The 14,613-nt window shown below is 58.3% G+C and carries 16 protein-coding genes; 9 read left to right on the top strand and 7 right to left on the bottom strand.

The window, feature by feature from the left end; translation table 11 throughout:
* Window positions 1-381: 381 nt before the first annotated feature.
* Window positions 382-1,581 carry a tyrosine--tRNA ligase gene (gene tyrS, locus CFE47_RS27890; protein WP_286841965.1) on the bottom strand — a complete coding sequence of 400 codons (1,200 nt, stop codon included), beginning with the start codon at window positions 1,579-1,581 and terminating at the stop codon, window positions 382-384.
* 209 nt (window positions 1,582-1,790) lie between these two features.
* Between tyrS and CFE47_RS27895 the strand changes: the two genes are divergently transcribed.
* Together CFE47_RS27895 and CFE47_RS27900 are read left to right on the top strand one after the other, a co-directional pair.
* Complete coding sequence (locus CFE47_RS27895; RefSeq protein ID WP_286841966.1) at window positions 1,791-3,209, top strand: peptidoglycan DD-metalloendopeptidase family protein; 1,419 nt, start codon at window positions 1,791-1,793, stop codon at window positions 3,207-3,209.
* A 3-nt stretch (window positions 3,210-3,212) separates the two neighbouring features.
* Window positions 3,213-4,304 (top strand): anhydro-N-acetylmuramic acid kinase, encoded by a 1,092-nt coding sequence (locus CFE47_RS27900; protein WP_286841968.1) that lies wholly within the window; start codon window positions 3,213-3,215, stop codon window positions 4,302-4,304.
* A 75-nt stretch (window positions 4,305-4,379) separates the two neighbouring features.
* Here CFE47_RS27900 and erpA read toward each other — a convergent pair whose 3' ends face one another.
* Window positions 4,380-4,730, bottom strand: coding sequence for an iron-sulfur cluster insertion protein ErpA (gene erpA, locus CFE47_RS27905; protein WP_003176443.1), 351 nt, complete (start codon window positions 4,728-4,730; stop codon window positions 4,380-4,382).
* Window positions 4,731-4,895: 165 nt separating this feature from the next.
* Window positions 4,896-5,930, bottom strand: coding sequence for an N-acetyl-gamma-glutamyl-phosphate reductase (argC, locus tag CFE47_RS27910; protein WP_003210935.1), 1,035 nt, complete (start codon window positions 5,928-5,930; stop codon window positions 4,896-4,898).
* 135 nt (window positions 5,931-6,065) lie between these two features.
* On the opposite strand from argC, the gene hemJ reads away from it, so the two are divergent.
* The 6 genes from hemJ (at window position 6,066) to coq7 (ending at window position 10,530) form a co-directional block, all read left to right on the top strand.
* Window positions 6,066-6,494: a protoporphyrinogen oxidase HemJ gene (gene hemJ / locus CFE47_RS27915; RefSeq protein WP_286841971.1), complete on the top strand. Its 429-nt coding sequence runs from the start codon at window positions 6,066-6,068 to the stop codon at window positions 6,492-6,494.
* Window positions 6,495-6,518: 24 nt separating this feature from the next.
* Window positions 6,519-7,481, top strand: coding sequence for an NAD(P)H-dependent flavin oxidoreductase (locus CFE47_RS27920; protein WP_286841973.1), 963 nt, complete (start codon window positions 6,519-6,521; stop codon window positions 7,479-7,481).
* A gap of 67 nt (window positions 7,482-7,548) precedes the next feature.
* Window positions 7,549-8,511: a DUF805 domain-containing protein gene (locus tag CFE47_RS27925; RefSeq protein WP_286841975.1), complete on the top strand. Its 963-nt coding sequence runs from the start codon at window positions 7,549-7,551 to the stop codon at window positions 8,509-8,511.
* 63 nt (window positions 8,512-8,574) lie between these two features.
* Window positions 8,575-9,363, top strand: a complete 789-nt coding sequence (locus tag CFE47_RS27930; RefSeq protein WP_185709297.1) for an SDR family NAD(P)-dependent oxidoreductase — start codon at window positions 8,575-8,577, stop codon at window positions 9,361-9,363.
* 46 nt (window positions 9,364-9,409) lie between these two features.
* On the top strand, window positions 9,410-9,748 hold the full coding sequence (locus tag CFE47_RS27935) for a histidine triad nucleotide-binding protein (RefSeq protein WP_135289088.1): 339 nt from the start codon (window positions 9,410-9,412) through the stop codon (window positions 9,746-9,748).
* A gap of 134 nt (window positions 9,749-9,882) precedes the next feature.
* Window positions 9,883-10,530 carry a 2-polyprenyl-3-methyl-6-methoxy-1,4-benzoquinone monooxygenase gene (gene coq7 / locus CFE47_RS27940; protein ID WP_017739622.1) on the top strand — a complete coding sequence of 216 codons (648 nt, stop codon included), beginning with the start codon at window positions 9,883-9,885 and terminating at the stop codon, window positions 10,528-10,530.
* A 53-nt stretch (window positions 10,531-10,583) separates the two neighbouring features.
* Here coq7 and CFE47_RS27945 read toward each other — a convergent pair whose 3' ends face one another.
* Window positions 10,584-11,006, bottom strand: a complete 423-nt coding sequence (locus tag CFE47_RS27945) for an OsmC family protein (protein WP_005792019.1) — start codon at window positions 11,004-11,006, stop codon at window positions 10,584-10,586.
* A 245-nt stretch (window positions 11,007-11,251) separates the two neighbouring features.
* On the opposite strand from CFE47_RS27945, the gene crp reads away from it, so the two are divergent.
* On the top strand, window positions 11,252-11,896 hold the full coding sequence (gene crp, locus CFE47_RS27950; RefSeq protein ID WP_185709296.1) for a cAMP-activated global transcriptional regulator CRP: 645 nt from the start codon (window positions 11,252-11,254) through the stop codon (window positions 11,894-11,896).
* Here crp and CFE47_RS27955 read toward each other — a convergent pair.
* The 3 genes from CFE47_RS27955 to trpD form a co-directional block, all read right to left on the bottom strand.
* Window positions 11,893-12,588, bottom strand: coding sequence for a lipoate--protein ligase family protein (locus tag CFE47_RS27955; RefSeq protein WP_286841981.1), 696 nt, complete (start codon window positions 12,586-12,588; stop codon window positions 11,893-11,895). The genes crp and CFE47_RS27955 overlap by 4 nt on opposite strands.
* A 141-nt stretch (window positions 12,589-12,729) precedes the next feature.
* A complete protein-coding gene (gene trpC / locus CFE47_RS27960; protein WP_286841983.1) occupies window positions 12,730-13,566 on the bottom strand; it encodes an indole-3-glycerol phosphate synthase TrpC in 837 nt (278 codons plus the stop codon).
* Window positions 13,563-14,612, bottom strand: coding sequence for an anthranilate phosphoribosyltransferase (trpD, locus tag CFE47_RS27965; protein ID WP_010206948.1), 1,050 nt, complete (start codon window positions 14,610-14,612; stop codon window positions 13,563-13,565). Before trpD ends, trpC begins: the two co-directional genes overlap by 4 nt.
* Window position 14,613 lies beyond the last annotated feature (1 nt).

Below are 14,613 nucleotides of genomic sequence, written 5' to 3' on the forward strand. Positions count from 1 at the left end.
CTCCACAAGCACCCACACGAATTGCTTGATTCAGTTGTTAAAGAGCGGTTGGTTAAGATCTTTCGCCTCAACCGAGGCGCGCATTCTACAGCAGCCTCATTTGCTGTCAAGTGATTATTTTCAGAAGTTTTCGAAGATTTCTTCAACAACTTCAACCACTTGCGCTTCCGATCACTCGTTAGCGGGAGGCGAATTCTACAGCGTTACACGCTGCTGTCAACACCTCTTTTTCAACTTCCTGCGAGCTTCGATGAACTGAAGCAACTGACTGCCGAAACCTACATAACTCATTGTTTACCAAGGAGTTTTCCGTTTCGACTGCGCCGGAAGTGGGGCGAATTATAGACAGATATAATTCGCCGTCAACACCTAATTTCAGACTTATTCGGATTTGAGCGTAATACGCGCAAATGCCTTCTTCCCTGCCTGACAAACATGGGTGGCGCCCAGCTTGTATATAAAGGTGCGATCGACAACCTCACCATCAATACGCACACCTCCCGACCCCAGCAGGTCACGAGCAACCGCCGAGTTCTTAACCAGGCCCGCCTTATTAAGAACGGCGGCAATCGGCATAGCCTCTGAAGCAGCCAGCTCAATTTCCGGCAAGTCATCCGGCAGCTCGCCGTCTTTCATACGATTGCCCGCCGCACGGTGAGCGTTGGCTGCAGCCTCCTCACCATGGAAGCGCGCCACAATCTCTTCCGCCAGCTTGATCTTCACGTCACGCGGATTCGCACCCGCCTCAACGTCGGCACGCAGCGCATTGATCTCATCCATCGAACGGAAACTCAACAGCTCGAAGTAGCGCCACATCAATGCATCAGGAATAGAAACCAGCTTGCCGTACATCACGCCAGGCGCTTCTTGGATCCCTACGTAGTTACCCAAGGACTTGGACATCTTCTTGACGCCATCCAGCCCTTCCAGCAAAGGCATGGTCAGAATGCACTGGGCCTCTTGCCCGTACGCACGCTGCAACTCACGCCCCATCAGCAGGTTGAACTTCTGGTCCGTGCCACCCAACTCAACATCCGCACGCAGCGCTACCGAGTCATACCCCTGAACCAGCGGATAGAGGAACTCGTGAATTGCGATTGGCTGATTGGTGGAGTAGCGCTTGTCGAAGTCATCGCGCTCGAGCATACGGGCCACGGTGTACTGGGAGGTCAGACGAATGAAATCCGCTGGCCCCATCTGATCCATCCAAGTGGAGTTGAACGCCACTTCGGTCTTCGCCGGATCGAGAATCTTGAACACCTGAGTCTTATAGGTCTCGGCATTATCCAGAACCTGCTCACGAGTCAACGGCGGGCGCGTTGCACTCTTGCCGCTCGGATCACCGATCATCCCGGTGAAGTCACCTATAAGGAAGATGACCTGATGCCCCAGCTCCTGGAACTGGCGCAGCTTATTAATAAGCACGGTGTGACCCAGATGCAGATCCGGCGCCGTCGGGTCAAAGCCGGCTTTAATACGCAGGGGTTGGCCACGCTTGAGCTTTTCGATCAGCTCAGCCTCGACCAACAGTTCTTCCGCACCACGTTTTATCAGCGCTAGCTGCTCTTCAACCGACTTCATAACAGACCCGCAAGGCTCAGATTCAAAAGGGAACCAACCATACAAGATCAGGGACTAATTACAAGTTTTGCCCTGCGCACGGACACCGTTCAGCAAGCCCGGCGTTCGCGAGCTTGCGCCACAGATGATTTGGTTATATTTTATACAGTTATTTCATCTTCATCATGTCATTCATCTTTTCCATTTCATCTTCAAAGTCAAAATTACTTATGACCACAGAACCGTCTAAAGCGCCGCCGCTTTACCCGAAGACCCACTTGCTCGCCGCAAGTGGTATCGCCGCTCTTCTCAGCCTGGCACTCCTGGTATTCCCTTCCAGTGACGTAGAAGCCAAACGAACATCCCTAAGCCTTGACCTGGAAAGCCCGGTTGAGCAACTGACACAAGATCAAGACGCTTCCGACGCACAACAAGCCACAAATGCTCCAACCGAATCACCGTTCGCCCAAATAGACAACAGCCCCGAAGACACTCAACAAGCCACACAAGATCAAGCTGCGCCTGCTGCCGACACGGCCAAGAACCCCTTGCACCGCGAAGTGATCGTGGCGAAAGGCGATACGCTCTCGACACTGTTTGAAAAGGTCGGCCTGCCCGCCGCCACGGTGAATGAAGTACTGGCGAGCGATAAACAAGCCAAGCAGTTCACCCAGCTCAAACATGGCCAAAAGCTTCAGTTCGAATTCAGCCCCGACGGCTCGCTGAATAATCTGCACAGCAACGTCAGCGATCTCGAAAGCATCACCCTGACCAAGGGCGCCAAAGGCTTTGCTTTCAACCGCATCACCACCAAACCGGTTATGCGCTCCGCCTACGTACACGGCGTTATCAACAGTTCCTTGTCGCAGTCCGCCGCCCGCGCAGGCTTGTCCCACAGCATGACGATGGACATGGCCAGCGTGTTCGGCTACGACATCGACTTCGCTCAGGACATCCGCCAAGGCGACGAATTCGATGTGATCTACGAACAGAAAGTCGCCAACGGCAAAGTAGTCGGCACGGGCAATATCCTTTCCGCGCGCTTCACCAACCGCGGCAAGACCTACACCGCCGTGCGCTACACCAACAAACAAGGCAACAGCAGCTACTACACCGCCGACGGCAACAGCATGCGCAAAGCCTTTATCCGTACGCCGGTAGACTTCGCTCGTATTAGCTCGCGCTTCTCTATGGGTCGCAAGCATCCAATTCTGAACAAAATCCGCGCCCACAAAGGCGTCGACTACGCAGCTCCGCGTGGCACACCTATCAAAGCAGCCGGGGATGGCAAAGTACTGTTGGCCGGGCGTCGCGGTGGTTATGGCAACACCGTGATCATCCAACACGGCAACACCTACCGTACGCTGTATGGCCACATGCAAGGTTTCGCAAAAGGCGTGCAAACCGGCGGCACAGTGAAACAAGGCCAAGTGATTGGTTATATCGGCACTACCGGCCTGTCCACTGGCCCGCACTTGCACTATGAGTTCCAGGTCAACGGCGTCCATGTCGATCCGTTGGGCCAGAAGCTGCCGATGGCCGATCCAATTGCCAAGGCCGAACGCGCTCGCTTCATGCAGCAGAGCCAGCCGCTGATGGCACGCATGGATCAGGAACGCTCTACCTTGCTCGCGTCGGCGAAGCGCTAACAGATGCCGCGCTATATTGGTGTGATGTCCGGGACCAGCCTCGACGGCCTGGACATTGCCCTGATCGAGCAAGACTCGGCGATCACGCTGATCGCCACTCACTACATTCCCATGCCAGACTCACTGCGTGCGGAGCTGCTCAGCTTGTGCGCCAGTGGCCCGGATGAGATCGCCCGATCGGCCATTGCCCAGCAGTACTGGGTGACTCTCGCCGCGCAAGGCATTCACGCCCTGCTCGACCAGCAAAACCTCAAGCCCCAGGATATTCGCGCGATTGGCAGTCATGGCCAAACCATTCGCCATGAACCTGCCCGCGGCTTTACCGTCCAGATTGGCAACCCGGCACTTCTCACTGAGCTCACAGGCATTACAGTGGTCAGCGACTTCCGTAGCCGCGATGTAGCGGCCGGTGGCCAAGGCGCGCCCTTGGTCCCGGCCTTTCATGAAGCGCTGTTCGGCGAAAGCACTGGGAATCGTGCGGTATTGAATGTGGGCGGTTTCAGCAACCTCAGCCTGATCGAAACCGGAAAACCTGTTTCCGGCTTCGACTGCGGCCCGGGCAACGTTCTACTCGACGCGTGGATTCACCACCAAAAGGGCGAACATTTTGATCGCGATGGGCAGTGGGCAGCCAGTGGCACGCCTGAACCGCAACTGCTCAACGCGCTGCTCAGCGACCCGTTCTTTGTCACAACCGGCCCTAAAAGCACCGGCCGCGAAGTGTTCAACCTGGGCTGGTTACAGCAACACCTTGACCGCTTACCCACATTCGAACGCCAGAACGTTCAGGCCACCTTGCTTGAACTGACCGCGCTGACCATCGTTGAGTCCCTGCACAACGCGCAACCTCACACCGAAACCCTGCTGGTCTGCGGCGGCGGCGCCCACAACAGCGCGTTGATGAATCGCCTGGCCGCGTTGCTGCCAGCCACCCAGGTTGGCAGTACCGCCACTTACGGCGTAGACCCCGACTGGGTCGAAGCCATGGCCTTCGCCTGGCTAGCCCATTGCTGCCTCGAAGGCATCGCCGCCAATCGCCCTAGCGTCACTGGCGCACGTGGGCTTCGCGTACTGGGCGCGATCTATCCCGCTTGAACCCCAGATAGCAAAACGCCGCTTGAGCCATGAAAGCCCAGCGGCGTTTTTTATTCGCTGCGATCTTGTTATCGATCAGATCGAGAACGAAGACCCACAACCACAGGTGGTCGTAGCATTAGGGTTCTTGATCACGAAGCGCGAACCTTCCAAACCTTCCTGGTAATCCACCTCGGCACCCGCCAGGTATTGGAAGCTCATCGGGTCCACGACCAGGCTCACGCCCTCGCGCTCGACGATGGTGTCATCGTCGGCCACGTCTTCATCGAAGGTAAAACCGTACTGAAACCCTGAACAACCGCCGCCCGTAACGAATACGCGCAGCTTCAAGCGATCATTACCCTCTTCATCGACCAGGCTCTTCACCTTGTGCGCAGCACCGTGGGTGAATTGCAAAGCCGTGGGGGTGAAGGATTCAACGCTCATGCTGATAATCTCCCGGCGTACCGCCGCCATATGCGTAATGGCGGGCATTATCCGCTTCTCCTAGAAAAGCGGTCAACTATTGTTACGGTATATCAATCTGCGCTGCTGCCATTAAAAACACAAAAGGCCCGATCAACGGGCCTTTTGCTGAGCGACCAAGCCGCGTTAAGGCAGCATGCCTGCGTGGGACAAGCCCAGCTTCTCATCCAGTCCAAACAAGATGTTCATGTTCTGTACAGCCTGGCCCGACGCGCCCTTGACCAGGTTATCGATTACCGACAACACCACCACCAAATCGCCATCCTGCGGACGGTGCACAGCAATACGGCACACGTTGGCACCACGGACACTGCGGGTTTCCGGGTGGCTGCCAGCAGGCATCACATCGACGAACGGTTCGTTGGCGTAGCGCTTCTCGAACAGCGCCTGCAGGTCGACCGAGCGGTCCACCACGGTTGCGTACAAGGTGGAGTGAATGCCACGGATCATCGGCGTCAAGTGCGGTACGAAGGTCAGGCCCACATCTTTACCGGCAGCGCGACGCAGGCCTTGGCGGATTTCCGGCAAGTGACGATGCCCCTTTACCGCATAGGCCTTCATGCTTTCCGACGTCTCGGAGTACAGCGAACCTACCGCCGCGCCACGACCAGCGCCGCTGACTCCCGACTTGCAGTCCGCGATCAAACGCGATGCATCCGCCAGCCCCGCCTCGAGCAGTGGCAGGAAACCCAGCTGCGTTGCGGTTGGGTAGCAGCCCGGCACAGCAATCAGGCGCGCTTGTTTGATTTGTTCACGATTGACTTCGGGCAGGCCGTACACCGCCTCTTCCAACAATTGCGGCGCACCATGAGGCTGGCCATACCACTTGGCCCACTCATCGGCGTCTTGCAGACGGAAGTCCGCCGACAGGTCGATGACCTTGGTACCAGCAGCCAGCAGTTCACCGGCGAGCGCATGTGCCACACCGTGCGGCGTGGCAAAGAACACCACGTCACAGGCGCCCAGGGTCTTGATATCCGGAACGCTGAACGCCAGGCCATCGTAGTGGCCGCGCAGGTTCGGGTACATATCGGCCACGGCTAGCCCGGCCTCGGATCGGGAAGTGATGACCACCACTTCTGCTTGCGGATGCTGTGCCAACAGACGCAGCAATTCGACACCGGTGTAACCCGTGCCGCCGACGATACCGACCTTGACCATAAACCTGCCCTCAACGAACCCACTGGAAAGCCGTCGATAATAGGGGCCGTATCGTCCTGCGACAACCGTCAACGTGACGTACGGGCGCATGAGCCACTACTATCTTCGCTACCGTGAACCTGGGAATAACTAAAAATGCTTTATCTATGGGTCAAAGCCTTCCACATCATCAGCATCGTCTGCTGGTTTGCCGGGCTGTTCTACCTTCCGCGCCTGTTCGTCTACCACGCTCAAAGCGAAGACACCGTCAGCAAGGAACGCTTCAGCATCATGGAACGCAAGCTGTACCGCGGCATCATGGGGCCGGCGATGATTGCCGCACTGATTTTCGGCGGCTGGCTGATCTACTTGAACCCGAGCATCTTTCAATCCGGCGGCTGGATCCACGCCAAACTCACCCTCGTTGTCCTGCTGATCGGCTACCACCACATGTGCGGCGCACAGGTAAAACGTTTTGCCCGTGGCGAAAACACCCGCAGCCATGTCTTTTATCGCTGGTTCAATGAAGTACCGGTTCTGTTATTGCTGGCTATCGTAATTTTGGTCGTGGTCAAACCGTTCTAACTTCAATCACACGGGGTACCTCCAATGTCGCTGCCCGTTTTGCTTGAACAACGTCTGCGCCTGCCTGTAGTGGCTGCGCCGATGTTCCTGATTTCCAACCCGCAACTGGTCCTGGCGTGCTGTCGCAATGGGGTGGTCGGGAGTTTCCCGGCGCTCAACCAGCGCGAAAGCAGTGGCTTCAAGGCCTGGCTGGAAGAAATCGAGGCGGGCCTGGCGCAACTGGACAACCCCGCGCCTTACGCCGTCAACCTGATCGTGCATAACAGCAACCCAAGGCTGGAGGCCGATCTGGCGATTTGCGTCGAGCACAAAGTGCCCATCGTCATCACCAGCCTGGGCGCGGTGAAAGAACTGGTCGATGCGGTGCACAGTTACGGCGGCCTGGTGTTTCATGACGTCACCACTCGGCGCCATGCCGAAAAAGCGGCCGAAGCCGGTGTAGATGGTTTGATCGCCGTGGCCGCTGGCGCAGGGGGCCACGCGGGTACCTGGAGCCCCTTCGCACTGATTGCAGAAATTCGCCAGTTCTTCGACAAAACCTTGCTGCTGGCCGGCTGCCTCAATCACGGGCACGAGATTCTCGCTGCCCAATTGCTGGGAGCAGACCTGGCCTACTTCGGCACGCGCTTCATCGGCACGACCGAAAGCCACGCCCCGGATGCCTATAAAGAGATGCTACTCACATCGCGCGCTGCCGATATCGTGCACACTTCGGCTGTCTCCGGTGTGCCCGCCAGCTTTATGCGCCAGAGCCTGGAAAATGCCGGCTTCGACCTCGCAGCTCTGCAAGGCAAAGGCGAAGTCAACTTCGGCTCCAAACTCAAACCACTAAGCGACGAAGCCAAGGCCTGGAAGACCGTATGGTCCGCCGGCCAAGGCGTTGGTGAGATCAATGATTTACTCAGCGTCGATGAACTCGTTGCCCGCCTGGATGCCGAATACCGCAAGGCACGCGAACAGGCGGTACAATTGCGCTGGCCACGCTGACCCTAACGCAAGGCCTGCCGATTGAGCAGGCCTGCCCCCTCCCTGATTCAGTGACAAGGATGCCCGCATGAGCGACAGCCGTTTCAAGATTGTGTTTGATGGAGCCTTGCTTCCGGGGGTCGAAAGCACCACTGCCAAGCTGAACCTCGCCGAGCTGTTCAAGAGTGACGTCGAAGCAATCGAGAAGCTCTTTACCGGCCGTCCAGTCGCCCTCAAACGCGACCTTTCACGCCCGGATGCCGAAACCTACTTGTCTGCGCTGAAAAACGCCGGGGTCGATGCACGCATCGAGGCGGAGCAACCCGTGGCGTTCAGCCTTGCCGAAACCCACGAGACAAGCTCCAGCGCCAGTGATTTTTCGCACGCGAGCGCCTCGCCCTATGCGCCGCCACGTGCTGCCGTAGGTGATGATCTGCCGGAATACTCGTCGCTCAACGTCTTCACTATCCACGGACGCATTGGGCGCCTGCGCTACCTGGCATGGATGCTCGTGCTGAGTGTCGCAATGCTCGTCGCCTCGGGCATCATCGCCACCGCCAGCTTCGCCGTGGCGACTGCTTCGCCGACCTTGGGGATCATTCTTGGTTCGCTGCTGGGCTTTGCACTGTTTATTGTGCTCACCGTGGTCAGCGTACAAATTGGCGTGCAACGTTTGCATGACCTGGGCTGGTCCGGCTGGCTGTATTTGCTGAACCTGGTCCCGCTCGTAAACAGCATTTTCCCGCTGCTGCTGCTGGTGTTGCCGGGTAACCCCGGAGCTAACCAATACGGTGCGCCACCACCGCGTAACTCCACTGCGGTAAAAGTTCTGGCCTCCCTGTGGCTGGCGTTCATTCCGTTGATGCTCATCCTTGTGCTCAGCCTGGGCATGAACGGCTACCTCGACCAACTCGAAGCCAATGTGGGCAGCAGCTACGAAAGCAGCTCCATCACCTCCGACGACGCTATCGACCAAGACGTGACCGTTGATGAAGACGACGCGCAAAGTGCTGACGAGGCGGCTGAACCTGTAGACTCTCCAGAACAGTGAAGAAACGCCCGCCGCCTGTGATGCCACTGTCACAGGCCCGGCGGCGTTGCGATGGAGAAAGGCATGACCCGTTACGCTCTGATCACCGGTGCCTCCAGCGGCATCGGCCTGGCTTTGGCCGAGGCCTTGGCCCGTCGCGGCCGCAGCTTGATTCTGGTGGCCCGCCAGCGTGATCAGTTGGAAAGCATTGCAATCGAATTGACTCAACGTTTCGGCGTCGAGGTGCTTTTTCGTGCCTGCGACCTGGGCGAGCCGCTGCGCTTGTCCGGGTTCCTGCTGGAGCTTGAAGAAGGCGAGCGGCAGATCGACCTGCTGGTCAACTGCGCCGGCATTGGCACCAGCGGGCCTTTCCTGGCTCAGGACTGGATGACCGAGCAAGACCTGATTGAAGTCAACGTCCTGGCCCTGACCCGCATGTGCCACGCCCTTGGCAATGCCATGGCGCTCTACGGCGGCGGACAAATCCTGAATGTCGCCTCGGTTGCCGCCTTCCAGCCCGGCCCATGGATGAGCAGCTACTACGCCAGCAAGGCTTACGTATTGCACTTCTCCGAAGGGTTGCGCGAAGAATTGAAGAGCTGTGGCATCAAAGTCTCGGTCCTCTGCCCCGGCCCGACACGCACCGCGTTCTTCGGCACGGCGCAAATGGACACCGCCAAACTGGATCGCAGTGACAAACTGATGAGCCCGGAAGAAGTGGCGCTCTACACCGTACGTGCCCTGGAAAAGAACAAAGCCATTATCATCCCCGGCCGGCGCAACCGCTGGATTGCTTTCAGCCCACGCTTCAGCCCACGCTGGCTGACCCGCAAGATCGCTGGCGCAATCAACAAGGCCTATTGCCCGCGCTGATCGGCTGGGTACACTCACCCTGCACTTTCACAATGGAGAAACAGCTGTGGATACTCTGTTCACCAAGATCATCAACAGAGAAATACCCGCGGATATCATCTACGAAGACGACCAGATCCTGGCCTTCAAGGATATCTACCCAGCGGCCCCTGTGCATTTCCTGGTCATCCCGAAGAAACATATCCCGACCCTCAATGACCTGACCGAAGAAGATAAAGCCTTGGCCGGTCATATCCTGTTCACTGCCCAGCGCCTGGCACTGGAGCAGGGTTGCGAAGAGGGTTTTCGCCTAGTGATGAACTGCAACCCGAAAGGCGGGCAGACCGTTTACCACATCCACATGCACGTGCTGGGTCAGCGCCAGATGAACTGGCCGCCGGGCTGAGGCTTATCCGGGGGAGCTTGTGACGACCTCGAACGGGATCAAGCTCCCTCGCCACAAGGGCAAATTGACTCAGCGCAAACGCATTACCTTCTCTTGCGGTAAACTGGCCGCCGAGATTCTTTCCGGAGGTCAGCATGACTACCCAACGTCACTACTCGCCGATTGACCGTCTGTTACTGCAAGCCGATATGGCCATGCGCACGTTGCTACCGTTCAGCGGCCAGCCGTATCGCCCCTCGCCCGCCATCGTGCAACCCGACGCACAGATGAGCGAGACCGATACCCGCCACGTGGCCGGGCTAATGCGCATCAACCATACCGGTGAAGTCTGTGCCCAGGCGCTGTACCAAGGCCAGGCGCTGACCGCCAAGCTGCCGCAGGTTCGTGCGGCCATGGAGCATGCGGCCGAGGAAGAGATCGACCACCTAGCCTGGTGCGAACAACGCATCCGCCAGCTGGGTAGCCACCCCAGCGTGCTGAACCCACTGTTTTATGGCCTGTCGTTTGGCATCGGCGCTGCGGCCGGCCTGATCAGCGACAAGGTCAGCCTCGGTTTCGTCGCTGCGACCGAACATCAAGTGTGCAAGCACTTGGATGAGCACCTGGAGCAATTGCCGGCCGAAGACGAAAAGTCCCGGGCAATTCTTGAACAAATGCGCATAGACGAAGAACACCACGCCGAAAGCGCGTTGGATGCTGGCGGCTTCCGCTTCCCCGCACCGGTAAGGTTTGGCATGAGCCTCTTGGCCAAGGTCATGACCAAAAGCACGTACCGCATCTGAACCAAAAAAAGGGCGCTTTCTAAGCGCCCTTTTTTTGGCCGGCAATTTACCGATCAGCCCAACTCGATAATTTCGTAATCATGGGTGATGGCCACACCGGCCGCACCCAGCATGATCGACGCCGAGCAGTACTTCTCAGCCGACAGTTCGATGGCACGCTTGACCTGGGCTTCTTTCAGCGCTCGGCCCTTCACCACGAAATGCATGTGGATCTTGGTGAACACCTTGGGATCTTCAGTGGCGCGCTCCGCCTCCAGGAACGCTTCGCAGCTTTCCACGGCCTGGCGGGATTTTTTCAGGATGCTGACCACGTCGAAATTACTGCAACCGCCTACACCAAGCAGCAGCATTTCCATCGGACGTACGCCCAGGTTGCGGCCACCGGCTTCCGGCGGGCCGTCCATGACCACAACATGGCCACTGCCCGACTCACCGAGGAACATGGCTTCGCCCGCCCATTGGATGCGTGCCTTCATCGCCCAGACTCCACTGCTAAAAAAGGGTCGCCAGCTTAGCACAGGGCCAGATAACGACAGTGCTTCGTACTAAAGCAGATCAACGACCGGTTTAACCGACAAATTGGCTAATCGAGTCAGAATGTGTCTGGTAAGCTGGCGCCAAATCGATGGCGTATTGCTAGCATTTATACATCGTGTATCAATGCCGATACCGACACATATAACAACTCCGCTCCCTTGCGCTGCCTTTTCGGGATACAACCATGGTTGCTCTTACTCCCATACCCAAGATCAAGAATCTCGACAAGCTGCTGATGCACTGCCAGCGCCGGCGCTACCCGGCCAAGCACAACATCATCTGCGCCGGCGAGCGTTCTGAAACGCTGTTCTTCATTATCAAAGGTTCGGTCACCATCTTGATCGAGGATGAAGACGGCCGCGAAATGATCATCGCCTACCTGAACACCGGAGATTTCTTTGGGGAACTGGGGCTGTTTGAACAACCGGGCAAGGAGCAGGAACGTAGCGCCTGGGTACGTGCCAAGGTCGAATGCGAAGTCGCCGAGATCAGCTACACCAAATTTCGCGAACTGGCCCAGCACGACCCGGACATCCTCTACGCCCTCAGCGGTCAGATCGCCCAACGCCTGCGGGACACCACACGCAAAGTCGGCGACCTTGCCTTTTTTGATGTGACCGGCCGTGTTGCGCGTTGCCTGCTGGAGTTGTGCAAGCAACCCGACGCCATGACCCACCCCGACGGCATGCAGATCAAAGTCACACGCCAGGAAATCGGACGCATTGTTGGCTGCTCGCGAGAAATGGTCGGCCGTGTGCTCAAGGACCTGGAAGAACGCAACCTGGTCCATGTCAAAGGCAAGACGATGGTGGTGTTCGGCACCCGTTAAGCGGGCAGGAAAGTTGCCAGCATCTGACGGTAGAGAGTATCCAGCCGATTGATGGCGTCGGGCGCGGGAAAGGCTTCATGCAGGGCGATATGGCTGTCGACACGCACCCGCTGATCGAGGCCGCAGGCCTGGTTGAAGCGGTTGACGGATGCGATCAGCTCTTCACGGTCGCCGTCCAGCAACAGTGCACCATGCACCAAACCCACCGGGCGCCCACCGCTCTGGCGCCAGCGCTGGGCAGTGCCAACCATCTTGCGGCCGTTGAGGTTGACGTTGTAGCGCCCATCGCAGAATGCGCCGTCGATTTCGCCCACAGACGCATCGCCGCCCAACTCGGTCAGCAAATCGCATATCGGCTGGCACAGGCGCAAGTAACCGGTTTCGATACGACTTTGATCGCCCTCGCTGCGCGGGGGCGCGTAGACCAGCGCGATGTTTACCGTGGCACTTGATTGCGGCACCGGTTCGCCACCGGTTTCGCGCAGCAACACCGGCCAACCGGCATCGGCTGAGATTTGACTGGCGGCTTCAAAAGCGGGTAGGCGACTTAACCGGCGCGGCATGACCAAGGCTTGATCGTTGGGTTGCCAGAACAGCAGGCCGTAATCCTGTTCGCCGGCGCAGACAGCGGCCAACAGGTCTTGCTCGGCAGCAAGCCCAGCTTCAACAGTCATCGCTACCGGCTTAACCATCAAACACCTACCTTTCTGAACAAACACAAAACCCAATGTGGGAGCTGGCTTGCCTGCGATAACGGTAGACCAGTTGCATATCTGCCAACTGATACACCGCTATCGCAGGCAAGCCAGCTCCCACACCGACCGCGTTCCAACTCAGTCTAATGTCGAACCACTGACCGCCACGCCACGCTCCGGGAAGAACAGGCGTTGCAACTCGGCCCCAGGGTTCTCCGCACGCATAAATGTCTCGCCCACCAGGAACGAATACACCCCGCTGATTTCCATCAACTCCACATCGGCACGGTTGACGATGCCACTCTCGGTAATCACCAAGCGGTCGCGCGGAATACGCGGCAGCAGGTCGAGGGTGTTTTCCAGGCTGACTTCGAAGGTGTGCAGGTTGCGGTTGTTGACCCCCACCAGCGGTGTGTCGAGGGTTTTCAGCGCACGTTCCAGCTCATCGCCGTCGTGGACCTCCACCAACACGTCCAGGCCGACACTTTTGGCCACGGCGGCCAGCTCGGCCATCTTCACGTCATCCAGTGCGGAGACGATCAGCAGCACGCAGTCCGCGCCCAAGGCGCGGGCTTCGACGATCTGGTACGGGTCGACCATGAAGTCCTTGCGGATTACCGGCAGCTTGCATGCGGCGCGCGCTTGCTGCAGGAACAGGTCGGAGCCCTGGAAGTAGTCGATGTCAGTCAGTACGGATAGGCACGTCGCCCCGCCCTTCTCATAACTGACGGCAATTTCCGACGGTACAAAGTTTTCGCGGATCACGCCTTTGCTCGGCGAAGCTTTCTTCACCTCGGCAATCACGGCCGGCTGCTTGAGCTTGGCCTGGGCGATCAAGGCATTGGCGAAGCCACGCGGCGCATCAGCGATTTTCGCCTGGCTTTCCAGCTCGGCCAGGCTGACGCGGGCGCGACGCTCAGCGACTTCTTCAGCTTTGCGAGCCAGGATCTTTTCCAGAACGGTCGGCACACTCATCCTTCATTCTCCATCTTGAATACGGCGGTGAATGCTCCCAGCTCTTCGAGCTTTTCGCGAGCCAGACCGGTGTGCAGCGCATCGTGGGCCAAAGCGACACCTTCCTTAAGACTATAGGCGTGATCAGCTGCGTAAAGTGCCGCGCCAGCATTCAGAACAATCATCTCGGCAGCTTTTTGACCGTTCTCGGTCTTGCGACGCCCCAGGGCATCACGGATCAATTCCAGCGAAGCTGCCGGGCTTTCTACGGCCAGGCCGTGCAGGCTCTGGCTCTTCATGCCCAGGTCTTCCGGCTCGACCCAATACTCAGTGACCTGGTCATTCTTCAGCTCCGCCACGAAGGTCGGCGCTGCCAGGCTGAATTCGTCCAGGCCGTCTTTGGAATGCACCACCAGCACATGCTTGCTGCCCAGACGCTGCAGCACTTCGGCCAATGGTCGGCACAGTGCCTGGCTGAACACGCCCACTACCTGATGTTTCACACCGGCCGGATTCGTAAGCGGGCCGAGCATGTTGAACAAGGTACGCAGGCCCAGGTCTTTACGCGGGCCGGCGGCGTGCTTCATCGCACCGTGGTGAGACTGGGCAAACATAAAGCCGATGCCGACGCTGTCGATGCAACGCGCCACCTGCACCGGCGTAAGGTTCAGGTAGATGCCGGCCGCTTCCAGCAAGTCGGCACTGCCGCTCTTGCCGGACACAGCACGGTTACCATGCTTGGCCACGGTGCAACCCGCCGCCGCAACCACAAAAGAAGACGCCGTCGACACGTTGAAGATGTTCGCACCGTCACCGCCGGTGCCCACCACATCGACCACGCCGTCGAGGGTCTTGAGCTCGACCTTGTCCGCCAGCTCACGCATCACGGAGACGGCGCCGACGATCTCGTCGATGCTCTCGCTCTTCATGCGCATCGCCATCATGAACGCGCCGATCTGCGCGTCGGTGCATTGGCCGGTCATGATCTCGCGCATCACATCGCTCATTTCAGCGGTGCTCAGGTCCAGGTGGCCGACGATACGGCTCAGGGCAGTCTTGATATCCATG

The sequence above is a fragment of the Pseudomonas sp. PGPPP1 genome, from assembly GCF_002255865.1.
Taxonomy (GTDB): Bacteria; Pseudomonadota; Gammaproteobacteria; order Pseudomonadales; family Pseudomonadaceae; genus Aquipseudomonas; species Aquipseudomonas cremoris.